We start from the raw sequence: 22,183 nt of genomic DNA, 5'->3' as shown, positions 1-22,183 counted from the left end.
AACCCCTCCTCAGCGGACCTGCACCTTCGCCATCTCCTGCCCGTCCTCGCTCATCACATGCGTCGAACAGGCGAGACAGGGATCGAAGGAGTGAATCGTGCGCAGGATTTCGAGCGGCTGCGCGGGATCGACCATCGGCGTATTCATCAGCGAAGCCTCGAAGGCGCCAATATTGCCGGCGGGATCGCGCGGCGAGCCGTTCCATGTGGTCGGCACGACGCATTGGTAATTGTCGATCTTCCCGTCCTTGATTTTGATCCAATGCGCCAGCGCGCCGCGCGGCGCCTCGGTGAAGCCGACGCCCTTCGTCTCCTTTGGCCAGCTCTTCGGCTCCCACTTCTCGACATTGGCGGTCGCAAGATCGCCGGCCTTGATATTGGCGATCAGCTTGTCGAAGAAATGCCGCATCTGATAGCCGGCCCACTGGCTCTCTAACGCGCGCGCCGCCGTGCGGCCAAGCGTCGAGAAGAGCGCGGAAGTGGGCAGGCCGAGATCGTGCAGCACTTTCTCGACCGGCTCCTTGAATTGCGGCTTGCCCTGCGCATAGCCGACCACCCAGCGCGCCAGCGGGCCGACCTCCATTGCGTGACCGCGCCAGCGCGGCGCCTTGATCCAGGAATATTTGCCGCCTTCGTCGAGCTCGATGATATTGGTTTTCGTGCCTTTGGCGTTCGGTCCGAGTTCGTAATGCGGTTCGGTGACGCCGTCCCAGGGATGCAGGCCCTTGGTTTCGTCACCGTATTTATACCAGGAGTGCGTCACGAACTCCTGTATCTCCTCCGGGTCGCGATGATCGACGGGATGGATCTCATCGAGCTTGCCGTTGATGATCGCGCCGCGCGGCAAGAGCAGGTTCTTGTCCGTATAGTCGTTGGCGTGTTCCGGCACGTCTCCGTAGGCAAGCACGGATTTGCCGGAGAGGCCGCCGCCATAGAGCCAATCCTTGTAGAAGGAGCCGATGGCCATGATGTCGGGGATATAGACTTTGTCGTTGAATTCGATCAGTTGATCGATGATGCTGTCGACGAGGTTCAGGCGTTCCATATTGATGGCGCCGACTGCGCCGGTTCCGTCGATGTTGATCGCGCAAGGAACGCCGCCGACGAGCCAATTGGGATGCGGATTCTTGCCGCCAAAGATCGTGTGGATTTTCACGATCTCCTTTTGGAAGTCGAGCGCCTCGAGATAATGCGCGACCGCCATCAGATTGGCTTCGGGCGGAAGCCTATAGGCCTTGCTGCCCCAATAGCCGTTCTTGAAGGGACCGAGCTGGCCGGACTCGACAAACTTTTTTAGGCGCGTTTGCAAGTCCTTGTAATAGCCGGGGGAGGACAGCGGCCAGCTCGAAATCGATTGCGCGAGAGCGGATGTGGCCTTCGGATCGGCGCTGAGCGCCGAAACCACATCGACCCAGTCGAGCGCATGAAGATGATAGAAATGCACGATATGATCGTGCACCTGCAGCGCGAGCTGCATGAGATTGCGGATCGAATTTGCATTCTCGGGTATGGCGATGCCCAGCGCGTCTTCAACGGCGCGCACCGAGGTAAGCGCATGGGTGCCGGTGCAAACGCCGCAGATCCGCTCGGTGAAGGCCCAGGCGTCGCGCGGATCGCGATTCTTCAGGATCACTTCGATGCCGCGCCACATGGTTCCGGTCGAAACTGCGTTGCGGATGACATTGTCGGAGTCGACATTCACTTCGACGCGCAAATGGCCTTCGATGCGCGTCACGGGATCCACGACAACGCGCTTGCCGCTGTTGTCGAGCCTGAAACCGTTGGGCGTGTCGACGCCGGCGGAACCCGTTGCGGCGACGGCGGGAGCGGCGGCTGGGGCTACTTCGGCCGCGCCATTTCGCGAGATGCGCTGTTGCGTCATGATCGTTGTCCTGGAGATGCGGCGTCAGGCCGAGTGATCGTTATTCTTCGAGACGATGCGCTTGACGGCTGTCGCCGCGGCATGTGCGACGACCGCTACGCCGACGACGCCCGCCGCCGCCAAGCCGATCTCATCCGCATTCCTCTCCACGCCGAATTGATGAATGTTGGTCAGCCGTTCATAGAAGGGGCCCTTGTCCCAGAACCCTTCTTCCGAACAACCGATGCAGCCATGGCCCGACTGGATCGGGAAAGACACGCCGCCGTTCCAGCGCACCGTCGAACAGGCGTTATAGGTCGTCGGCCCCTTGCAACCCATTTTATAGAGGCAATGGCCTTTGCGCGCGCTTTCGTCGTCCCATTGCTCGACGAACTGGCCCGCGTCGAAATGCGGACGGCGATAGCATTTGTCGTGGATGCGCTGCGAATAGAACATGTTCGGCCGGCCTTGCCGGTCGAGTTCGGGCAATCTGCCGAAGGTCGTAATATAAGTGACGACGCCGGTCATGACTTCGGCGATGGGCGGGCACCCCGGCACCTTGATGATCGGCTTGTCGTGGATGACCTTGTCGATGGGCGTCGCCTGCGTCGGATTGGGTTTCGCCGCCTGCACGCAACCCCATGAGGCGCAGGCGCCCCAGGCGATGATCGCCATGGCGTCTTCCGCCATCCATTTCAGCTTTTCGACGAAAGGCTTGCCGCCGTCGATGCAGAACATGCCGCCTTCGTTGAGCGGCGGATTGCCCTCGACGGCGAGAATATATTTGCCTTTGTATTTCTCTTTCGTCTCTAGGAGGATCGCTTCGGCCTGATGGCCGGCGGCGGCCATGATCGTATCGTCGTAATCGAGCGAGATCATCGACAGAACGACGTCTTTGACCAGCGGATGCGCCGAGCGGATGAAGCTTTCCGAACAGCAGGTGCATTCGAGCCCATGCATCCAGATGACGGGCGTGCGTTCCTTGGTTTCGAGCGCGTTGGCGACCTTCGCGGCGCCGATCGGACCCATGCCGAGACTGGCGGCAGTCAGGCTGCAAAATTTCGTGAAGCTTCTGCGCGTCACTCCCTGTCGGCGAATGACGTCGTAAAAAGTCTCAATTGCGGCCATTCCCGCTCCTCCTGATGGCGTCTTCGTCCCTTTGTCGCGATCTCGCGTCGCGCTTTGTTTTCAAAGGGTGAGCAAGGTCCGGGCCAAGCGCGGCCGGTCGATTGAAATTGATTTAATTCCAATAAGCTAGGAGAGTTCGAAGAGCGTCTCGATGAGAATTTTCGCGCGAGAGCGGCTAGTCGATTTTCAATCGCCGGAAAGGCGCTTGCCAGCCCCCTCAATGCGCCGTGCAGACCATGCAGGGATCGAAAGAACGGATCACATGCTGCACGGCAGCGGCGCGCGCGCCATGGCCTTCGAGCGGCGCGCCGACCAGCGCCTGCTCGACCGGGCCGGCCACGCCGGAAGCGTCGCGCGGCGAGAAATTCCATGTCGTCGGCGCGATGATCTGATAGGCGCGGATCTTTCCCTTCTGCGCGCCGAGCCAATGGCCAAGCGACCCGCGGGCCGCTTCGACGAGGCCAACGCTGTCGCCGTCCTCATCGTGCGGAGCCACAACGCAGAAGGGCTCGTTCAACGCCAGCGCCTTCGCCCAGCCTTCCGCCGCCTCGGCCACCATCGCAAGCTCGATGAGGCGCGCGACGACGCGCAGGAAAACATTAGAGCCACGCGAACGCTCAAGAAGGGCGCGCACAAGCGGATGGCCGTGGACCGCCAGCCGCGCGACCGCGCCGACCTCCGTCGGACGCCCGTGAAGACGTGGCGCCTTCGCAAAAGAGTATGCGCCGGGCTTATCGACATGGGGCTCGGTACGCGCGAGTGACGGCTCTTCCGGGCACTCACGCATATAGGCGTGCGACACGTCTTCGCGGATCGCACGCGCGTCGAGCGGCGACAGCGCGCTCGCAACGGGATCGAACACGCCCGCGTTCAGAAGAGCGCCTGCTTCGCCGCGATAGGCGCCATAGCTCATTAAAGGATTGGCGGCGCGGCCGAGATTTTCGAGATCGAGCGCGCGCGCGATGCGGCAAAAGGCGGCAAAATCGCCATCGGCCCCTTCCCCTTCGCAATAACGCTCCAGCTCTTCGGGCGTCCTGAGGCCAAGCGGCACGGCAAGCGGCGCCGCGAAGACGATCGCCTCAAGAAAACGGCGAAAGTCGCGAGCGATTGCGACGAGCTGCGCCTTCTGCCCAAGATCGACGGCGCACGTCGTTCCGCCCGGCTGAAAGGCGAGACTATGCGGCCATTTGCCGGCGAGTATCCCCATGATTTCGAGAAGACGCCGGCGCGCCTGCAGAACCTCGTTCGCCGCCGCGCCTTCAATCGCCTTGAAACGTCGCTTGGCGGACTCATGCCAGCTCCGCCCCGCATATTGCGCACGCGCGAAATCCGGCATGAAGAATATGTAGAAATGCGTCAGATGGTCGGCCATGTTCTCGGCGGCATGCGCGAGATTGGCCGCGACGACCCCATTTGGCGCGGGCGCGACGCCATAGAGCGCGCGCAGCGCCGCCGCCGCCGCCATGGATTGCGAGACCGAGCAGATGCCGCAGATTCTCGGCGCAATAGCGAGCGCGTCCGCCTTCGGACGGCCAACCAGGATTTGCTCGAAGCCGCGATAGAGCGGCGTCGTCACGCACGCCGAAGCGACGGCGTCATCCTCGATGTCGAGCGACACTTCGAGATCGCCCTCGACGCGATTGAACGGGCCGATGAGAAGGCGCGTCATTCCTTTGGCCTTCTCGCGCCGCGCGGCGGCACGACGACATGATCGGCTGTGGCGTTCTTTCTCACGCGTTGCGGCGTCGCCGATTTCGACAAGGCTGCGAGCGCCATGAACCAGGCCTTCGGCATGTCGAGCGGCAGGCCTATGGGCACGCCGCCGATTTTCGGCGTGCGGTGATAGTCGCGAATATCCTCGAAGCCGGGCGAAGTGCAGGCGATACAGGCGAAGCCGCCTTTGGTGCAGGAGCCGGAACCGTTCCAGCCGCGCTGATTGCAGTCGCCAGCAGCCTGCGTCGCCTTGCAGCCGAGATGCTCCATCAGGCAGCCGCGCTGCGACAAAGTCTCCGCGCTCGCCTTGAATTCATAAAATTCGTTGCGGCTGCATCCGTGATGCGCGAGATGATCGACATAAAATTTCGGCCGGCCGAGGGCGTCAAGATCGTCCGCCGTCAGAACGTCCAGCGCCAGCGCCGCGAGCGTCTCCATGATCCAGCCGGGATGCGGCGCGCAGCCCGCGACATTGATGACGGGCAGGCCGCGCCGCGATCGATAATCGGCGCCGAGCGCGCCGCCTGCCACAGCCTTGCGATATTGCAGGCCGACGGCGTCAGTGGGATCGGGATCGGCGGCGGGAACGCCGCCAAAGGTCGCGCAGGAGCCAATGGCGACGCAATAATCCGCTTTGACGGCGAGAGCGCGCGCCCAATCGAGCATGGCGCGTCCCGTGCCGGCGAGACGATTGAAGAAACCCGTTCCGTCGGGTCCGCAGAGAATCGCGCCTTCGATGCAAAGCGCGTGAAGCGGCGTTTCCCCGGCCTCGACGCGCTCCAGAACGACGCGCGCTTCCGTTCCGGTCTCCTCGCTGACGCTCGGATGCCAGAGGAGGTTGACGCCGAGCGTGTCCAGCTCGCGAAACCATCCGCCCGAGCCATGTTCAAGCATGGACATGGTGCAGCCGCCGCAACTTCCGGCCTGAAGCCATAGTATGTTGAAGGCGCCCGCGCTCATCCGCCTTCATCCGCCCGCAACTGCTGTTGCGCACTGTTCATCGGAAACTGCACCGTGAAAATTGCGCCCCCGCTCGGCTGATTGGCGACGACAATGGAGCCGCCATGTTCCTTGACGATGGAATAGCTGATCCAAAGGCCAAGGCCCGTCCCTTCGCCGACCACTTTGGTGGTGAAAAAAGGCTCGAACACCTTATCCAGCACGACATCTGACATTCCGCGCCCATTATCCTCCACGATGATTTCTGCGTGCGCGCTCGTCTTGCGGATCGCGACGCGAATGCGAGGCGTAGCGACATCCTTCGTTGCATCGAAGGCGTTGTCGATCAGATTGACGAGCACTTGATGAATCTGACCCTCATGCGCATCGACAACGACGCTCTCGTCACAATCGAAAAAGATTTCTCCGCGTGTCTTCTTGCTGCGCGCCGCCCAATTTGCCGCCGTGCGTGCGATGCGTTCAAGATCGACGCGCTGGGTTTCGGCGGGCCGGCTGAAGGAGAGGCGCCGCAAATTCCTTACAATGTCGCTGATGCGAACGGCGCCGTCCATCGTCCCTTCGATGAGCGATGGAAGATCGGCAAGAATGGCGTCGATCCTGTAGCGGCGCCGCAACTCGTCATTCTGCGCCTTCACGCTAGAATTCTCGAAATATTCAGCGAGCGCCCCGCGATATTTGTCGAGCGTATGGATATTTCCATAAATGAAACTGATGGGATTGTTGAGTTCATGCGCGACGCCCGCGACGAGCCGACCCAGGCTCGCCATTTTTTCCTGCTCGACGAGTTTGCGCTGCGCCTGCTGCAATTCACGATGCGCGCGGTGCAGCGCCTCATAAGCGCGTTTCAACTCACCGATCGGGCGTCCAGTGAGCACGGCGCCGACGCGCCGCCCGGTATGATCGAACCGAGCAGAGCAATTGATCGCCATGAGATCAGAGGCGCCGTCCGCGGCGAAAAAACGCAGCTCGCATTCCGTGACCTTGCCAGCGACGCCTTCGGCGATCTTCTGCAACGCGCTCGCGCGGTCCTCCTCGACCAGGAAATCCGCAAGGCTCGCGCCGAGCAAGTCCATCTGGTTCAAGCCAGTGACGCGCTGAAAGGCGGGATTGACCTGAAGAATGCGGCCCTTCTCGTCACACACGACAAGGATATCGGAAACCGAAGCGATAACGCTTGAAATGAACTGCTGCGCTTCCTCAAGCTCGGCGTTCTTGATTTCGAGATCTGACTCATAACGAATGAGATCGGAATAAACCTCGTCGACCTTATGAATGACTTCGAGCCACATATTCTCCGTCTGCGCGTCGTCAGGCAGCCCCGTGCTCTCCGAGAGGAGATCGATCATATTGGTCGGACGGTAAATTTTACTCTTCGTCATCGCGCAGATCCCGCTCGACGCCATAGCGTTCGATCTTGTTGCGCATTCCGACACGGGAAAGGCCAAGCTCCTCCGACGCGCGGCTGATATTGCCGTCGAAGCGGCGCAACGCGTCCTCGATCATCTCGCGTTCGAGCGCCTCGACGCGCGTCTTGAGCATACGGGCCGCACTTGCAGCCCCGTTCGTCAGTCGCGGGGCGAGAATGCGCGGCGACAATAGGCTTGCAGGCAGCAGTCCGTCATTTTCCGAGAGCGTCACCATGCGCTGAATTTCATTATGAAGCTCGCGCACGTTTCCTGGCCAATCGTAGCGCGAAAGGCGCGCCAGCGTCTCGACCGCGAAGCCTTTGACGCCGCGCCTGAAGCTACGGTTGACGTCGGCGAGGATGCGCATCGCGATCAGTTCTATGTCCCGCGGGCGCTCGCAGAGCGGCGGCAGATGGATCGGGAAAGCGGCGATGCGATAATAGAGGTCGCGCCGGAACCGTCCCACCGCGACTTCGTCTTCAAGACTTCGGTTCGTCGCCGCGATCAGGCGCACATTGACTTTGCGCTGTCGTTGCGCGCCGAGCGGGCGGATTTCCCCCTCCTGCAACACGCGCAGCAATCGCACCTGAAAGGCGGCGGAGGTTTCGCCGATTTCGTCAAGGAAAATCGAGCCCCCATTGGCGAGTTCGAACAGACCGACGCGATCCTGATAGGCGCCGGTGTAAGCGCCCTTTTTGCAGCCGAAGAGTTCGCTCTCCAGCAGTTCGTCGGGCAAAGCGCCGCAATTCTGCACGACAAAAGGCTTGTCGGCGCGATCGGAGCCGTAATGGATCGCGCGCGCGAGAAGCTCCTTACCGGTTCCCGACGCGCCGGTGATGAGGACCGAGATGTCATATTCCGTCGCCTTGCGCGCGAGAGCCACAACGGGCGCTACGGGGCTTTCGGGATGGTGAATGATGCGGCTGAATTCAAAGAGCCGCTTCTCCTTGCGGCGCCGAGTCGCGATCTGCTCTTTGAGCAACTCCGCAGCGGGCTTATTGTCGAGACCTGCGCCGACCTCCTTCTGGTAGCGATAGAGCTGCGCCGCGTCGCGCACGCTGGCGATCAGCTTCTCCGGCTCCCATGGCTTGGTGATATATTGATAGATGCCAGCTTCATTGACGCCGGCGATGATATCTTCGGACTCGGTATAGCCGGAGATGATGATGCGAATCGGATCAGGCCAGGAGATGCGTGCGCGCTTTAGGAAATCGACGCCTGATTCGCCCGCCATTCTGTGATCGCAGAGAATGACCTGCACGAGTTCGCCGTCGAGGACGCCTTCCGCCTCCTTCGCTCTTGAGACGCAGATCACGTCGAATTCGTCGGAAAGGACGCGTTGCAGCGCCTCGCGCGAGCGAAGCTCGTCGTCGATCACCAGCACGGTCGAAGAAGAAGTCATTGCGTCATCCGGTCCGCAGGTCGCGCGGTTTAACATATGCGAGGAAGCTGTTCTCCCGACAGCCAATCGACGATGCGCCCGCCGCCGAAGCGCGTCGTCATCTCGACGAAATTGCGCTCGTCCTCGACGACATGTCCGATCAGCGCCGCTTCGCGTCCGAACGGATGTGCGCGCATGGCGTCGAGCAGCACGTCGGCGGCCTCGGACGCGCATATCGCCATCAGCTTTCCCTCATTGGCCACATAGAGGGGGTCGAGCCCCAAAAATTCGCATGCGGCGGCGACCTGCGGCTTCACCGGAATCAGCTCCTCGTCGATCATGAAGCCCACGTTCGACTGATGCGCGATTTCGTTGAGCGCCGCGGCGAGGCCGCCGCGTGTCGGATCGCGCATCACGCGCAAAGCGTCACCTGCCGCCCTGACCATGGCGGCGGTGAGTCCGTGAAGCGCCGCGGAGTCGGACATGATCTCGACGCCGAATTCGAGATTTTCGCGCCGCGACATGATGGCGACGCCATGATCGCCCATTGAGCCAGAGATAAGCACCGCATCTCTGGGGCGCGCCTTGTCGCTCGATAGCGACAGGCCGTCCGGCAAGACGCCCACGCCCGCGGTCGAGATAAAGACGCCGTCCGCCTTGCCGCGCTCCACCACTTTGGTGTCGCCGGCGACGATAGGCACGCCAGCGGCGCGTGAGGCGTCGCCCATGCTTAAGGCGATGCGCTTCAAATCGGCGAGCGCGAATCCTTCTTCAATGATGAAGCTTGCAGAAAGATATTTCGGCGTCGCGCCGGCCATGGCGATATCGTTGATCGTGCCGTGGACGGATAATGAGCCGATATCGCCGCCTGGAAAAAACAGCGGCGAAACCACATAGCCGTCGGTCGTCATCACGAGACGGCCTTCCAGCGCGTCGAGCGAAGCCTGATCGTCATTGCGACGTAGCCAGTCATTGTCGAAGGCGTCGTGAAAAATATCGGCGATGAGATGCGCCATCGCGCGCCCGCCCGAACCATGTGAAAGATCGACGCGCCCATTTCGCACGTCGAGCTTGCGCCGAACAGGTTTCATGACGAGGCTCATGAGGCCGCCCTTTCCATTCGCGCGCGGCTGCGGTCCCGGAACCGGCCATAGGCGTAATGCGCCGCGCAGGAGCCCTCCGACGACACCATGCAGGACCCCATCGGCGTCTCTGGCGTGCAGAGCGAACCGAAGAGCCTGCAGTCCGTCGGCTTCTTCGCGCCGCGCAGAATGGCGCCGCACTCGCAGGCCGGATTGTCGGCGGCGGCGACCGTATGAATGCCGAAGCGCTTTTCAGCGTCGAACTCGGCGAAAGCCTCGACAAGGCGGAGCGCGCTATGCGGCACCATGCCGAGACCGCGCCACTCGAAGCTTTCTTGCAATTCGAAGACTTCGTCCATCTCCCTTTGCGCTCTTGCGTTGCCGTCACGGGTCACGGCGCGAACATATTGATTTTCGACGGCGCAGCGGCCCTCGTTGATTTGGCGGACGAGCATCAGGATCGATTGCATCACGTCGAGCGGCTCGAAGCCAGAGATGACCACGGGCTTCCCATATTCATTCGCGACGAATTCGTAAGGACGCGCGCCGATCACCGTGCTGACATGCGCGGGGCCGACGAGCCCGTCGAGCGGCGTCGCCTCATCCTCCTCGCCCGCCAATATGGCGCGCATGGCGATGGGAGTCAGCACATGATTGCAGAAGACGGAGAAATTGCGCAACGCTTTCGCCTTCGCTTGTTTGATCGCGAGCGCCGTCGGCGGCGTCGTGGTCTCGAAGCCAATGGCGAGAAACACCACTTCGCGCGCGGGCTCCGCCTCGGCAATGCGCAGAGCGTCGAGCGTGGAATAGACCATGCGGATGTCGGCGCCCGCCGCGCGCGCTTTCAGAAGGCTCGCCCCGCGCGACGCCGGCACGCGCATCAGATCGGCGTAAGTGCAAAGCGTCACGCGCGGATCGGACGCGAGCCTGATCGCGTCGTCAATGCGCCCCACCGGCAAGACGCAGACGGGGCAACCGGGACCATGGATCATCGCGACATTCTTCGGCAGCATGTCCTCGACGCCATAGCGCGAAATCGCATGCGTGTGGCCGCCGCAAAACTCCATGAAACGGTAGCTACTCCCCGAGTCGACTTCGGCGGCGATCCTCGCCGCGACGCCCTTCGCGAGTTCGGGATCGCGATATTCATCCACATATTTCATGACGGCGTCTCCATCGCCGCAGCCTCGCGCAACAACGCAAGGGTGCGCTCGGCCTCATCGGCGTCGATCCTCGACAGGGCGTAGCCAACGTGAACGACGACGAAGTCGCCGACCGCGACATCATCTACGAGCGCGACGCTGATCGCCTTGGATACGCCGCCCATGTCGATGCGGGCCATGCCGTCGCCGAGAAGCTCCATCACTTGAGCGGGGATCGCTAGACACATAGAACAAGTTCCTTGGGAATTCGAGATTGCGCGAAGGCGCGCGCCATGGCCGCCTGGCCAAGCGAAAGACCGCCGTCGTTCGGCGGCAGCTTTCGTGCGAGCAGAGGCCGCAGACCGAGCATTCCCAGGTGCGTCGTCAACCCTTCGGCCAGGATGCGGTTCGCCATGCAGCCGCCGCCAAGCGCAACAATATCGAGCCGCTGCGCCGTCGCGGCCCTCGCGACAAATTGCGCGAGGCCCTCGATGAGCGCGCCGTGAAAAAGCTCCGCGCCTTCACGAGGGCTCATGCGCCGGTCGGCGAGCGCGCCAAGAAGCGGCGAGAAATCAAGTTCGTCGCCGGCGAGCCGAAAGCCCCCCTCCATCGCGCGCGGCGTGACGACGAGCGCCTCCATCTCCATAGCCGCCTGCGCTTCATAGCGCTGGCGCGTCGAGAAGCCCAGAAGCGCCGCGGCGGCGTCGAAAAGGCGGCCCAAGCTGCTCGTCACGGGCGGCGCATATCCTTGCGCGATAAGGCTCGCCATCTCCAGCGCGCGCGGCTCATGCGCGAAGAGTCGCGCCGCCGCGTCGAGACGCCCGAGCTTCGCGAGCGCGCCGACTCCCATCCGCCAGGGCTCGCGCGCGGCGCGGTCGCCGCCCGGCGCCGGGAGCGGCGCGAGTCCTCCCAGACGTCGCCATGACGCGCCGTCGAGGCGCATCAATTCGCCGCCCCAGGATTGCCCCGCGTCGCCAAGGCCATGCCCGTCGAGCGCGAAACCGAGCGCGGGCGCCTCGATGCGATGCTCCGCGAGAACGGCCGCAAGATGCGCCGCATGGTGCTGCGCGCGAAAGAGCGGGAGGCCCTGCTCCTCGGCCCAGCGTGTCGAAAAATAGTCGGGGTGGAGATCGCAGGCGACAATCTCCGGCGTCACGTCGAGAATATCGACGAGCCGTTGCGCCGTCTCGCGATAGAAACGCCCCGTCGCGGCGTTCGAGAGATCGCCGATATGCTGCGAGACGAAAGCCTCGCGGCCACGCGTCACCGTGATCGTCGCCTTAAGATGCGCGCCGGCGGCGACAACGCAGGGGCCGTCTCCGCCAAGTTCGATCGGCTCGGGCGCGAAGCCGCGCGCGCGGCGCAAAAAGGCCGGCGCGCCGGCGACGACGCTCATCACTGAATCGTCGATGCGCGTCACGATCTCGCGATCATGCGTCACGATCAGATCGGCGATGGCAGCGAGGCGCTCCTGCGCCTCCTCATCGTCCTTCACCAGCGGATCGCCGCCGGGATTGGCGCTTGTCGCGACGAGAACGAGTTCCTGCGGCGCATCGCCCCATGACCGCGTCGCAGGCGCCCCCGCCGCCGCATGGAAAAGAAGATGATGAAGTGGCGTATAGGGCAGCATGACGCCGATGCGATTGAGGCGCGGGGCGACGGCCTCCGCCAGGACGCCTCTACCTTGCATCAGCACGATGGGCCGCGCCCTATCCTGAAGCAAAGCGAATTCCTGTTCCATGCCGCGCGCGATCGTCGCGACGGAGGAGACATTGGCCGCCATGACCGCGAAGGGTTTGGCGTCCCGCGCCTTGCGACGGCGCAGTTCCTCTACCGTTGCGCCGTTTCGCGCATCGCACATCAAATGAAAGCCGCCTATTCCCTTCGTCGCGACGATCTTGCCGGCCCGCAGCGCCGCGACGATCTCCGCCGGCGAAGACGAGAGCTTTGGTCCGCAGGCCGGACAGCAGAGGGGCTCGGCGTGAAAGCGCCGGTTTGCCGGATCGCGATAATCGCGCGCGCAATCGGGACACATGGCGAAGGGCGCCATGGTGGTCCGCGCGCGATCATAGGGCAGCCGCCGCGTCAGCGTGTAGCGCGGCCCGCAATGCGTGCAGGCGATGAAGGAATGGAGATAAAAGCGGCTCGCCGGATTGAAGAGGTCGTCGAGACAGTCTTCGCAAATCGCCGCATCGGGAACGATGCGCGTCTCGGTTGAACCATCGACCGAGTCGAGAATGACGAAGCTCGAAGATTCGCGCGGCGCGACTTCTTCGACTTCAATGGCGTCGACGCGCGCGAGCGGCGGCGGGCGGCGTGATAGTGCATCGAGGAAAGCGTCGATACGCTCGCCCTGAACTTCGAGCAGGACGCCGGCCGCGTCATTCTTGACGAAGCCGTCGAGCCGCATGCGCGTCGCAAGATCATAGACGAAAGGCCGAAAGCCGACGCCCTGCACGGCGCCGCGCACGCGCACCCGCACGCGCACCCGCAGGCGCTGCGTGGCGGCTTGCACGGCGTCCGCTTGAGCCATCCGCCTTACTCCGCGACCGCCATGCGCGCGGCGCGCGCTTCGATCCAGGCGTAGAAGGCCTGCATGCCTTCGCCGCTTCGCGCCGAAACGACAAGCGTCTGCAGATCGGGATTGACCGTGAGCGCCGCCGCGATACAAGCGCCGACATCGAAATCGAGATGCGGTAGAAGATCGGCCTTGTTGAGCAGCATCAGATCGGCGGCGGCGAACATGTCTGGATATTTGAGCGGCTTGTCCTCGCCTTCCGTCACCGACAGCACGACGACCTTATGCGCTTCGCCAAGATCGAAGGCCGACGGACAGACAAGATTTCCGACATTCTCGATGAAGAGCAGCGCATTCTTTTCCGGCGCGAGCGTATCGATCGCGTGTCCGACCATATGTGCGTCGAGGTGGCAGCCCTTGCCGGTGTTGATCTGTAAGGCGCGCGCGCCGGTCGCGCGAATGCGCTCCGCGTCGTTCGAGGTTTGCTGGTCGCCTTCGATCACGACGATCTCGCGTCGCGCCTTCAAATCCTCGATCGCGCGCACGAGAAGACTGGTTTTTCCTGAGCCAGGACTGGAAACGAAATTCAGCGCGAAATTGCCGTTCGCCGCGAGGCGATGACGGTTTTCGCGCGCATAGGCGTCGTTCTTCGACAGAATGTCGCGCTCGATCTTGACGATGCGCTCCTGGCTGAGGCCGGGCGCATGAACGCCGGCTAGTCCCGCGCCGTAATCGATCGAGTCGTCGCCATGACTCGCCCCGCCATGGTCATGACAATGATCGTGATGTTCATGGTCATGACGATGACCGTGGTCGTGGTCATGACCGTGATCATGCAAATGGTGATGATGATGGCCATGGGCGGCGTGATCATGCGCCTGAGCGTCGCGCTTTTGGGCCTTGTCCTTGTCTTCGACGACGCTCGTTCCGCAACCGCAGACAGTGCACATCAGGCGACCTCCAGTTCGATGAGGCGAAAATCGTCGCCGCGCGTCATTTGAACGCGATGGCGTCCGCATTCGGGACAAGCCCCGAAACGCTCGGCCAACGCGACTTCCGTGCCGCAATCGAGACACCAGCCCGCGCCCGGAACATCCAGCAAATCTAGGGCGGCGCCCTCGCACATCGAGCCGCGAACCACGGCGTCGAAGCAAAAGCGCAAGGCGTGCGGATCGACATGGCTCAGCGCGCCGACGGCGACGCGCAGGACGGCGATGCGGCGCGCGTCGGCCTTGCGTGCTTCCTCCTCGGCGAGATCGATGAGGGCTTCCATCAGCGACATTTCATGCATGCAGCGCCTCGCGAAGTCTGATATCGCAGGATGCGCAGGGATCGAACAATGCCGCAAGCGTGGCGACAAACCGCCGGGGCTCGGCGACGTCGAGCTTAGTCGCCGCAAGCGCTTGGGCGAAAGGCCCGGAGGGATGGAAGTTCCATTCCGTCGGCGCAAGAATATCATATGTCGTCACGGTGCCCGATGCGTCGATTTCGACGCGATGGAACAAAAATCCACGTGGCGAGTCCACCATGGCGAATCCTTCGCCAAGCCGACGCGAACCTGCAACGACGAGATCTCCCTCGCCCGCCAAGAGCTCCCTGCTCGCCAACGCTTCCAGAGCCTGGGCAATGTCGTGGAAGCGCGCCTGAAGCCTTGCCGCGAGCAGTCCGACATTGCGGCGCAGGTAAGCGAATTGACGCGCGAAGGGCCCGGTTTCGACGACGCGCCCCGGCAGATGCGGGCGGGCGAGAAAATCGGCGTTTCGCTCACATAGGGCGAGATGCACGGACTCTACGTCGTCAATTGCTAGAAAGTCGACGCCGCTCAACCAAGGCGCGATCTGCGCATATTGCAGGGCGTCTCGCCATAACTCAGCGAACCAGGCTGTAGGATTCCGACCCGCTTCAAGCGGCGCGCCGACTTCGCATGCCGCCTCCTTCAAAGCGGCGTGGAGAGAATTGTCATGCCCTTCTCCAGCCGCGCGGGCGGCCCACAGCGCCTTGCGCAAGGCCGGCAGATGCGCAAGACGACGGGGGTCGCTTTTCTCGCCGGGCCAATCCAGCAGACTCGCGCGCAAATGTTCGGCGATGCGCTCGGCGTAGAGCATGCGTCTCCAACGCCAACGCAAGGCGTCAGGCGTGGGTCGCGACTGCGCCGCCGCCATCGCCGCTTCGCTTGCGATGCGCTGCGAGGCGGCGCAGAGGGTGAAGACCGAGCCGATCAGACTCGGCGCGTCGCTCGCCGCCTTCCCATAGAGAATTCGCGTGGCGTCGACTTGTCGTCGCGGCGTGACCTTCGCCTCTTCCACCCTATCCTCGATGCGCGTCACCTCGACGCCAATGCTCGTGGACATCTCCGGTAACTCGCTCATGGCCCGTCGCTCATGGCGCGACATGCGTTTCGTCGCGCTTCGCGCCGAAAATAAGCGAACGCCGATCCAGCAACGCGGGTCTCCGCGTCGCCGCGGCGCGTGCGTCCGCTAAAGCGGGATCGAACAATTCGTCGAGCGCGGCGACGGCGACGGCGCGCGCCGCGGCGTGATCAGCAAAATCGTCCATCGGAGAAAAGAGCGAGCAGCTGTCGACGCGGCCGAAGCCTTCGAGCCATCCAACGACAAAGCCCACGCGCCCGGCAGTCAGCGGCCAATAGGCCGTTTCGCCTGGAGCCTTCGGCGGGAGCTCCTCGGCGTCCGCTGCGCAGATCATAAGGTTCATGAACCAGGGCGTGAGAATGACGCCGACCGCGTGGCCCCCATAGGGCCGGAAGCCGATCGCTTCTATCTCCAGCGCCGGATTGCAGATCGGCAGATCGCGCATCGCTTCATGGACGCGCCGGTAGTGATCGGCGAGCAGCGCGCCGGCGAGTGTCGCCGCCGCTGCGCGCGCGGCATCAACCATCGCGCTCATCGACGAGCCTCATGAATTTCGCCAGCGGCGCATCGCAATTCGGACAGCGCCAATCCGCGGGCAATGCGCTGAAGGATACGCCAGGCGGAATCTGCCAGACGTCGTCGCCAAGCGAGGGATCATAGACATGCCAGCACACGCCGCATTCCATTTTTGCATTGGCGCTCACATCGCGAGGCGCATCGAAATTCTCGAAGCTCATTGGAAATAGGCCTCATAGATTTCGCGGAGCCGCTCGCTCGAATCACGAAAATCCTCGGTCGCCGCCAAAGCGACGACAGGCACGCCGCCGATTTCGAGCGTATCGAGAATGATCTCGTCCATGGCGTTGAAATATTGCACCGACCAGACGTGGCGCGTCGCCGTCGCATGAACGCGGCACTTGCCGTAGCCGCGCGACAGGAGGCCGACAGGCCCCTCTCCGAGCGAAGCCTGCAGGAAGCCCATGTCTTCCGGCGCCATCGGAAACAGCATGAAATTGATGATGTGAGACTTGGCGCCCGGCGTGAAGGCCGCGACGCGCGCGCGAATTTCCGCGAGGAGCGGCATGACGTTCATGGCGCCTTCGGGCGCTTCGCCAAAGGAAACGTCGCGCGCATTGACGATCGCCGCGCGCTTAACGATCTCGGGAATGTCGCTGACCTCAAGATAATCGCCGACGAGCCGATCGTTGGCGTCGCTGAAGCGCACGCGCCAGAGGCCGGCCATGGTCGATTCCGCGATTTGCGCCGTGACACCCTCCGGCAACGCGACGACGCCGCTCACCTCGCCCGCGCCGAGCGCCTGGTCGAGGAGTTCGCGCTCGTCCGCGGTGCGATCGGTAATGTCAAAGAGACGACCCTGCTCTTCCGCCTTCTGAAGGGCGAGCGCCTCCGCGAGTTCGAGGAGAAGGCTTCCAACGCCGGCGCAACGACGAACGAGGTCTTCCGACTTTTTATTCGCAAGACTGCCGAGACGTAGACTGAGGCCCGCGGAAAAAACGTCGTCGAGGCCGATCGGCTCGACCGGCATCGCCTCGTCCGCGCCTTCGGGGGCCGCCCAAAATCCTGCTTTCACGGGTCAGGCTCCCGCTCTGAAAGAAATCTCGACCTGCGGCCTTTTCGGTCCGGCGAGCACAGGCGCGCAAGGGTCGAGAAAACCCTCGATCTTCGCGATGTAATCGGCCCAGTCCCAGATTTTCGGCATGACGCCGACGGGCACGCGTCCCCGCATGACGACGAGACTTGGCGACACATAGGCGTGAAGCCGCGGACGCAGTCTTTCTTCGGCTTCGGGGGCGATCACGGCGCCGCGCAGGCGATCCGAAAAATGCGACAACAGTTCGGGCAGCACGACCGCGACATCGCCGGTCTCGGGACGATTCGCGCCATCGCCGGAAAGGAACAGCAGGGCCTGCGCGCGCTCCTTAGACACGCCGTCGAGAAACGCTTCGAGGCTCAACTCATCCACGAGCGGCAGCCGCGCCCGTTCGATCAGGCGCCGCAGCAAAGGCGACATCGGCAACTCCTCCCAACTTTCTTTTTTGGAGAAATTGCAATGAGGGCGCCAAGGCCGGGGCCGCGACGCATTTCTTTGCTACACATTGAAATCAATGTATTTTTAAAGGATCTAAATTTATGCGCCGCTATCAGGATGGAATCTTCCTTTCCTTTTTTAAAAGTAAGTTTCCAAGTGAACAAAGTTCAAAATGGGCGGGCTCGGTTAATATCAGGCCGCCATCGCCGACCAGTTGTCTTCAAGTCCAGCCCGCCCACGAAGGCGTCAATGAAGCGGACCGGGTCGTCGGCGGTGACGTAACTTCGATTGCCTCGGGCAAGAGCAGCAACTGCGAGCGATCAGAACCGGGAATGTGCGTCATGCCCGATTCTACTATGACGCTCACGCCCGGTGAAACTCTCAGCTAGAGCTTTCACTCGGTCTGCATGTGGCCACCTCAAAAACCGCGAGAAAGCAATTTGGGCTATCAAGAAGCGCTCGGCGCCGAGCTTCATGAATTGGCGCGGCGGCGAGATCCGCCCCATCAAAATGTCCACAAGCGATCAGGGGTCGTTCTCGCACCGCTTACAACCAATGCGGTCGATCTATCTGCTGCTCAGTCGGATATCTTAACGCGCTCGCTACCTTGGTTAAGCGAAGGACCGAATACAGTAGCGGATATTTAGGCGTTGTGGGGAAAGGCGGTATCGCTCCTCCGCTACCACCTTGCCCCCATCCGCATGTCGGGGCAGAATCGCGAATGACGCCGGAGCGCCCCAGGTGGAGGCCGACGATCCCCTCCGGTTTCAGGCTCCTCTTCCGACCCGCCAATCCGCGCAACGTTCTTCACCAGCACGATGCTCCGCAGTATCGCGGTCTTAGGAGTTGGAGCTCGCAACCGAGATCGGCGTGCGAAGCCAGCGCTGCGCCGATCATCTTCTACTGGCGTAGGGGTGGAAAAAGGCGGATGAGCGGAGATATCAGCCCTTCCGCCTTCTTCAAGGCCGCGTCGAACGCCTTCAGCGAGACGATAAGCTCGCGCGGGGCGCGCCCAGAGCTTGTCGCGCTGCTCTGCGCGCAAGCTTTTGACAGCTTCACGCAGAACGTCGCCCTTCAGGCGACAGGCGCGCCAGCGCTCGCCTGTCAGGGAGAATGCGCGGCCTGTTGCCGCCTTCGCGTCGTCGCGACGGCGCCGGAAATATTCCTGCTCGCGCGCTTCATTTCCGTCAACGCCGCCGCCTTTCGGGAGCGTGGCATAATGCTCGGAAAGCGCATCGCCGACGCCGATCGGGCCGTTGGCGGGCTGTCCGAAGAACAGCGACTGACCGCCCAGCATGCCTGCCCGCTGATCGAAGGCGAATTATGCCTCGCCTATAAAATTCGTCCGCTTGCTTGCCGCGGTCATGCGGCCTTCGACAAGGCGTTATGCCTTGCGGCGGTGAGAGGCGAAGCCGTTGAAGCGCCGATCTCCACGCCGCATCTCGTTGTCCGCAGCCTCGTTCAGAACGCCTTGATGGCGGCGCTGCGGCGCGCGGGACTGGCTTGGGGACTTTACGAGGTCAACAGAGCTCTTAATTGCGCGCTCTCCGCGCCAAATGCGCTCGAACAATGGATATCAGGCGAAGATCCTTTGACGAACGCGCGCATTCCCGACTTCGACCTTATCGAAGCTGCAGCGATTTTGGACGCCGCCGCCACCGCGTAGAGCGCGATTGCGATTGCGTTCGCCAACTTCACGGAGAGAGTGGAGCAGCGGCGCTATGGCGCGCGACTTCAGTGCGGCGGCATCCAGATCCAGAGCGGAGGCGGCCCGGGAAATCGGACATCTTTCGCGATCGTGGCGTCGTCGACATTGTCCGGTTTCAGATAGACATAATAATTATCGACGCGCTGAAATAACTCATTCGTGGGCGTGCTCTCGGGACTGACAAGCATGTTGTTGCTGAAGCGCACATGCATGTAGTGCGGCAATAATTCGGTGAATTTCGTGAGGCGGGCCTCAAAGATGAAGCGGTAGAGCTGCCGGCCTGTGACTTTCAGCACCGCGGCGGTCGCGTCGTCGACCGGCGTGAGCGGCGCTTCCTGCCAGCCGACTCCAACCTGCACGAAACCCTGCACGCTCGGCGACATGACGTAAATGGGTTGTTCGGCCTTTGTGTTCTCCAGATAAATCGTCACCTCATAACGGCCCTCGCCAAGCTGCGTAATTGACGCGATGTCGCTCTGCAGGGTGGAGGTCGCAAGTTCTTCGAGCGCGGCGAGTCGCTGCCGACCGGCGTCCAGTTCATACTGCTGGTAGCGCGCCACGCCGTAATTTGCCACAGACGCAATGACGAACAACAGCGCCGCGGCGGCGAAGATGCGTCCCGCTGTCGCCCACAGCGTCTTGCCGAGTTTGTCGAAATCGCGAGCGCCGTCTGCAACGGCGCCGACCGGCGCGGGCGTTTTTTTCGCGGTCGGTTCAACGTAGCGGATCGGCGCAGCGACGAAGGCGCGCGGTTCGTCGCTCGGAAGGAGAATTCCTTGCCGCATCTCGAACATGCGATCAGCGCGTTGCGCAAGCGCATGGTTATGCGTGACGAGCGCCATGGCGAAATTTTCCTCTCGTCGCAAATTGTCGAGCAGCGCGAAGATCTCTTCTTCCGTCTCCTCGTCGAGATCGCTTGTCGGTTCGTCCCCAAGAAGCAATTGCGGTTCATTGATCAAAGCTCGAGCGATCACGACGCGACGCTGCTCGCCGCCGGACATCTGTCCTGGGAAGGCTGTCATCCGATCGCTCAGGCCCACGCGGGCGAGAAGGCCTTGCGCGCGCGCATAGGCGCATTCTGGCGTCACGTCGTCACCCAGAAGGGCCGGCAAGGCGACATTGTCGATGGCCCGAAGATTGGGAAGGAGACTCTGGAACTGAAAGACGAAACCGATGCGCTCCCGCCTGACATCGGCAAGCTGCGCCTCGGGAAGATCCCAGATCTCGTCCCCCGCGAGTTGAACCCTGCCTGCCGTCGGCGGCGTCAGCCCGCCGACCATGGCGAGCAGCGTCGATTTACCGGAGCCGGAACGTCCGACGACCGACACGAACTCGCCTGCGCCAACGATCAAATCGGCAGAGATCACCGCGTCCACGCCAGGATCGCCGCCGTAATGCTTCCGCAAACCCGTGGCGGAAAGAATCATCGCGCGCTTTCCATCTGGATCATCGCGTAGGGCTCAAGACGCCGTGTGCGCCAAGCGGCGACGAAAGCCCCTCCGACGCCGATCGTAACGCCGCAGAGCGCGGCCGCGCCCGCCGCGATCCATATGACCCCCGCAGGCGGGGCCTCGAAGGGCACGCCGAGGGACGAAAAATAAAAGCCGAGAGAACGGGCAAAAACGAAAATCAGCGAGAAACCCGCGCCGACGCCTAACAGGCCGCCAAAGCCTGTGATGAGCCCAGCCTCGATCAGGGTGATCGATATGATCTGCGCTGGCCGCGCGCCCATGGCGCGCAGCACGCCGATTTCGCGATAGCGCTCCTGGACGATGGCGGAAAACAACAACGACACGAGAAAGAATATCGCCAGCATCAGCAAGCCTGCAAAAATCGCCACGCCCCAGAAGAGACTGCCAAGCGATTGGCGCGCGGCGGTGAAGATCGGATTGCCCGTGACGATTTTGATCGCCGGGATCTGTCCAATGGCGAAACGCGCTTGCTCCGCCGAGGCGCCGGGCGACAGTTGCAGGAGAAACGCAGAGACACGATCCTGCGCGATTGACGGAAGGCATTCGGCCCGTCCTGCGGCGTGATCATGATGCGTCGCGTCAACCCCTTCCGAAGGCGAAGTCGCGGGCGGATGAACAGGGACGCTCGCAGGGCGCGCCCGGATCGCGGCGGCGACAAGTTCGTCGAGCGCGGAAAAGGTGATGAAATAAGATTCATCAAAGGGCCCCACGCCGGTTCGGCCCAATCTTCCCATCACGACCAGCGACCGACCGCAAATCGTCAGGGCTTCGCCGGTCTTCAGCGCGACCCGCTCCCCAACAAGCAGGCCCCCCGTCGCCGCCACGGGTCTCTCCCCCGCGGGCAGCCAAGATTCGACGGTGAAATCGGTCGCCTGATCATAGGCGATTAGATTGATCGCGCGTCCTTCGACGCTCGCGCGGATGAGATGCTGCGCGGCGACCTTCGCCACGCCGGGAACGGCTCTGAGCTTGTCGCCCAGAGCAGCATCCAGATCGAGATCCGTCGGCTGAATTGTGAGCAACGTGCTGGTGATGTTCACCAAGGCACCATGCGGCACGATAAGGAGATCGGCGCCCATTCGCGAAAAGGTCGTCAAAATTCCTTCCCGCAGCGACCAGCCGGTGACAAAGCCGGAGAAGACAACGCCGACGGCGATCATCACCGCCAAGCCGAGCAACAGGCTCCGCAGCAGCCGACGTCCGACGTTCTGAGCGCCGAGCCGCACCAGCAGGAAGCGCGAGCGATGGCGTTTCGTCATAGGCTAACCGTTAATCCGCAGTTCGATGCGGCCTGGCGCGTGAGGCGGGGCCGCTTCGTTGTGTAGCCGCGATCGCTTGCGACGCGCGTCGCTAGGCGCAAGCGAGACGAGAATCGTCTTGCGGGTTCGCCGATC

General features: G+C 62.6%; 21 protein-coding genes. 2 read left to right on the top strand and 19 right to left on the bottom strand.

Annotated elements, in window-relative coordinates; translation table 11 throughout:
- Positions 1–9 precede the first annotated feature (9 nt).
- The 17 genes from EHO51_RS17480 to EHO51_RS17400 form a co-directional block, all read right to left on the bottom strand.
- Positions 10–1,881 (bottom strand): nickel-dependent hydrogenase large subunit, encoded by a 1,872-nt coding sequence (locus EHO51_RS17480; protein WP_124739920.1) that lies wholly within the window; start codon positions 1,879–1,881, stop codon positions 10–12.
- A gap of 24 nt (positions 1,882–1,905) precedes the next feature.
- A complete protein-coding gene (locus EHO51_RS17475; protein WP_124739919.1) occupies positions 1,906–2,988 on the bottom strand; it encodes a hydrogenase small subunit in 1,083 nt (360 codons plus the stop codon).
- Between the two features lie 217 nt (positions 2,989–3,205).
- A complete protein-coding gene (locus EHO51_RS17470) occupies positions 3,206–4,657 on the bottom strand; it encodes a nickel-dependent hydrogenase large subunit (protein ID WP_124739918.1) in 1,452 nt (483 codons plus the stop codon).
- Entirely contained in the window at positions 4,654–5,661 is a 1,008-nt protein-coding gene (locus EHO51_RS17465; RefSeq protein WP_124739917.1) for a HupU protein, read from the bottom strand. Before EHO51_RS17465 ends, EHO51_RS17470 begins: the two co-directional genes overlap by 4 nt.
- Positions 5,658–7,040 carry a sensor histidine kinase gene (locus EHO51_RS17460; RefSeq protein WP_245434654.1) on the bottom strand — a complete coding sequence of 461 codons (1,383 nt, stop codon included), beginning with the start codon at positions 7,038–7,040 and terminating at the stop codon, positions 5,658–5,660. The genes EHO51_RS17465 and EHO51_RS17460 overlap by 4 nt, the downstream gene beginning before the upstream one ends.
- Positions 7,027–8,469 carry a sigma-54-dependent transcriptional regulator gene (locus EHO51_RS17455; RefSeq protein WP_124739916.1) on the bottom strand — a complete coding sequence of 481 codons (1,443 nt, stop codon included), beginning with the start codon at positions 8,467–8,469 and terminating at the stop codon, positions 7,027–7,029. The genes EHO51_RS17460 and EHO51_RS17455 overlap by 14 nt, the downstream gene beginning before the upstream one ends.
- A 29-nt stretch (positions 8,470–8,498) precedes the next feature.
- A complete protein-coding gene (gene hypE, locus EHO51_RS17450) occupies positions 8,499–9,551 on the bottom strand; it encodes a hydrogenase expression/formation protein HypE (RefSeq protein WP_205788978.1) in 1,053 nt (350 codons plus the stop codon).
- Positions 9,548–10,693, bottom strand: coding sequence for a hydrogenase formation protein HypD (hypD, locus tag EHO51_RS17445; RefSeq protein WP_124739915.1), 1,146 nt, complete (start codon positions 10,691–10,693; stop codon positions 9,548–9,550). Before hypD ends, hypE begins: the two co-directional genes overlap by 4 nt.
- A complete protein-coding gene (locus EHO51_RS17440; RefSeq protein ID WP_123174728.1) occupies positions 10,690–10,920 on the bottom strand; it encodes a HypC/HybG/HupF family hydrogenase formation chaperone in 231 nt (76 codons plus the stop codon). The genes hypD and EHO51_RS17440 overlap by 4 nt, the downstream gene beginning before the upstream one ends.
- A complete protein-coding gene (gene hypF / locus EHO51_RS17435) occupies positions 10,911–13,205 on the bottom strand; it encodes a carbamoyltransferase HypF (RefSeq protein ID WP_124739914.1) in 2,295 nt (764 codons plus the stop codon). The genes EHO51_RS17440 and hypF overlap by 10 nt, the downstream gene beginning before the upstream one ends.
- 5 nt (positions 13,206–13,210) lie before the next feature.
- Positions 13,211–14,140, bottom strand: coding sequence for a hydrogenase nickel incorporation protein HypB (hypB, locus tag EHO51_RS17430; RefSeq protein WP_124739913.1), 930 nt, complete (start codon positions 14,138–14,140; stop codon positions 13,211–13,213).
- Complete coding sequence (gene hypA, locus EHO51_RS17425; protein WP_124739912.1) at positions 14,140–14,481, bottom strand: hydrogenase maturation nickel metallochaperone HypA; 342 nt, start codon at positions 14,479–14,481, stop codon at positions 14,140–14,142. Before hypA ends, hypB begins: the two co-directional genes overlap by 1 nt.
- Positions 14,474–15,559: a nickel-dependent hydrogenase large subunit gene (locus tag EHO51_RS17420; protein ID WP_164479429.1), complete on the bottom strand. Its 1,086-nt coding sequence runs from the start codon at positions 15,557–15,559 to the stop codon at positions 14,474–14,476. The genes hypA and EHO51_RS17420 overlap by 8 nt, the downstream gene beginning before the upstream one ends.
- A 10-nt stretch (positions 15,560–15,569) precedes the next feature.
- A complete protein-coding gene (gene hybE, locus EHO51_RS17415) occupies positions 15,570–16,094 on the bottom strand; it encodes a [NiFe]-hydrogenase assembly chaperone HybE (RefSeq protein WP_245434653.1) in 525 nt (174 codons plus the stop codon).
- Entirely contained in the window at positions 16,078–16,296 is a 219-nt protein-coding gene (locus EHO51_RS17410; RefSeq protein WP_124739910.1) for a rubredoxin, read from the bottom strand. The genes hybE and EHO51_RS17410 overlap by 17 nt, the downstream gene beginning before the upstream one ends.
- Positions 16,293–17,150 carry a hydrogenase expression/formation protein gene (locus tag EHO51_RS17405; RefSeq protein WP_164479428.1) on the bottom strand — a complete coding sequence of 286 codons (858 nt, stop codon included), beginning with the start codon at positions 17,148–17,150 and terminating at the stop codon, positions 16,293–16,295. Before EHO51_RS17405 ends, EHO51_RS17410 begins: the two co-directional genes overlap by 4 nt.
- A 3-nt stretch (positions 17,151–17,153) precedes the next feature.
- Positions 17,154–17,591: a hydrogenase accessory protein gene (locus EHO51_RS17400; protein ID WP_124739909.1), complete on the bottom strand. Its 438-nt coding sequence runs from the start codon at positions 17,589–17,591 to the stop codon at positions 17,154–17,156.
- A gap of 119 nt (positions 17,592–17,710) precedes the next feature.
- Between EHO51_RS17400 and EHO51_RS17395 the strand changes: the two genes are divergently transcribed.
- Positions 17,711–17,998 carry a hypothetical protein gene (locus tag EHO51_RS17395; RefSeq protein WP_124739908.1) on the top strand — a complete coding sequence of 96 codons (288 nt, stop codon included), beginning with the start codon at positions 17,711–17,713 and terminating at the stop codon, positions 17,996–17,998.
- 539 nt (positions 17,999–18,537) lie between these two features.
- Positions 18,538–19,275 (top strand): YkgJ family cysteine cluster protein, encoded by a 738-nt coding sequence (locus EHO51_RS17390; RefSeq protein WP_124739907.1) that lies wholly within the window; start codon positions 18,538–18,540, stop codon positions 19,273–19,275.
- Positions 19,276–19,343: 68 nt separating this feature from the next.
- Here the strand turns inward: EHO51_RS17390 and EHO51_RS17385 are convergent, their stop codons facing one another.
- Together EHO51_RS17385 and EHO51_RS17380 are read right to left on the bottom strand one after the other, a co-directional pair.
- Positions 19,344–20,744, bottom strand: coding sequence for an ABC transporter ATP-binding protein (locus tag EHO51_RS17385; RefSeq protein ID WP_124739906.1), 1,401 nt, complete (start codon positions 20,742–20,744; stop codon positions 19,344–19,346).
- Positions 20,741–22,048, bottom strand: coding sequence for an ABC transporter permease (locus tag EHO51_RS17380; protein ID WP_124739905.1), 1,308 nt, complete (start codon positions 22,046–22,048; stop codon positions 20,741–20,743). Before EHO51_RS17380 ends, EHO51_RS17385 begins: the two co-directional genes overlap by 4 nt.
- Positions 22,049–22,183: the final 135 nt, after the last annotated feature.

The organism is Methylocystis rosea (assembly GCF_003855495.1).
GTDB lineage: Bacteria > Pseudomonadota > Alphaproteobacteria > Rhizobiales > Beijerinckiaceae > Methylocystis > Methylocystis rosea_A.
Note: the sequence above shows the minus strand (reverse complement) of the source record. Positions and strands in the feature narration are given on the sequence as shown.

Bases quoted from the DNA above. Each gene is read 5' to 3' on its own strand.
- EHO51_RS17480 (WP_124739920.1), bottom strand. From the start codon at position 1,881: ATGACGCAACAGCGCATCTCGCGAAATGGCGCGGCCGAAGTAGCCCCA.
- EHO51_RS17475 (WP_124739919.1), bottom strand. From the start codon at position 2,988: ATGGCCGCAATTGAGACTTTTTACGACGTCATTCGCCGACAGGGAGTG.
- EHO51_RS17470 (WP_124739918.1), bottom strand. From the start codon at position 4,657: ATGACGCGCCTTCTCATCGGCCCGTTCAATCGCGTCGAGGGCGATCTC.
- EHO51_RS17465 (WP_124739917.1), bottom strand. From the start codon at position 5,661: ATGAGCGCGGGCGCCTTCAACATACTATGGCTTCAGGCCGGAAGTTGC.
- EHO51_RS17460 (WP_245434654.1), bottom strand. From the start codon at position 7,040: ATGACGAAGAGTAAAATTTACCGTCCGACCAATATGATCGATCTCCTC.
- EHO51_RS17455 (WP_124739916.1), bottom strand. From the start codon at position 8,469: ATGACTTCTTCTTCGACCGTGCTGGTGATCGACGACGAGCTTCGCTCG.
- hypE (WP_205788978.1), bottom strand. From the start codon at position 9,551: ATGAGCCTCGTCATGAAACCTGTTCGGCGCAAGCTCGACGTGCGAAAT.
- hypD (WP_124739915.1), bottom strand. From the start codon at position 10,693: ATGAAATATGTGGATGAATATCGCGATCCCGAACTCGCGAAGGGCGTC.
- EHO51_RS17440 (WP_123174728.1), bottom strand. From the start codon at position 10,920: ATGTGTCTAGCGATCCCCGCTCAAGTGATGGAGCTTCTCGGCGACGGC.
- hypF (WP_124739914.1), bottom strand. From the start codon at position 13,205: ATGGCTCAAGCGGACGCCGTGCAAGCCGCCACGCAGCGCCTGCGGGTG.
- hypB (WP_124739913.1), bottom strand. From the start codon at position 14,140: ATGTGCACTGTCTGCGGTTGCGGAACGAGCGTCGTCGAAGACAAGGAC.
- hypA (WP_124739912.1), bottom strand. From the start codon at position 14,481: ATGCATGAAATGTCGCTGATGGAAGCCCTCATCGATCTCGCCGAGGAG.
- EHO51_RS17420 (WP_164479429.1), bottom strand. From the start codon at position 15,559: ATGAGCGAGTTACCGGAGATGTCCACGAGCATTGGCGTCGAGGTGACG.
- hybE (WP_245434653.1), bottom strand. From the start codon at position 16,094: ATGAGCGCGATGGTTGATGCCGCGCGCGCAGCGGCGGCGACACTCGCC.
- EHO51_RS17410 (WP_124739910.1), bottom strand. From the start codon at position 16,296: ATGAGCTTCGAGAATTTCGATGCGCCTCGCGATGTGAGCGCCAATGCA.
- EHO51_RS17400 (WP_124739909.1), bottom strand. From the start codon at position 17,591: ATGTCGCCTTTGCTGCGGCGCCTGATCGAACGGGCGCGGCTGCCGCTC.
- EHO51_RS17395 (WP_124739908.1), top strand. From the start codon at position 17,711: ATGCGCCGCTATCAGGATGGAATCTTCCTTTCCTTTTTTAAAAGTAAG.
- EHO51_RS17390 (WP_124739907.1), top strand. From the start codon at position 18,538: ATGAGCGGAGATATCAGCCCTTCCGCCTTCTTCAAGGCCGCGTCGAAC.
- EHO51_RS17385 (WP_124739906.1), bottom strand. From the start codon at position 20,744: ATGATTCTTTCCGCCACGGGTTTGCGGAAGCATTACGGCGGCGATCCT.
- EHO51_RS17380 (WP_124739905.1), bottom strand. From the start codon at position 22,048: ATGACGAAACGCCATCGCTCGCGCTTCCTGCTGGTGCGGCTCGGCGCT.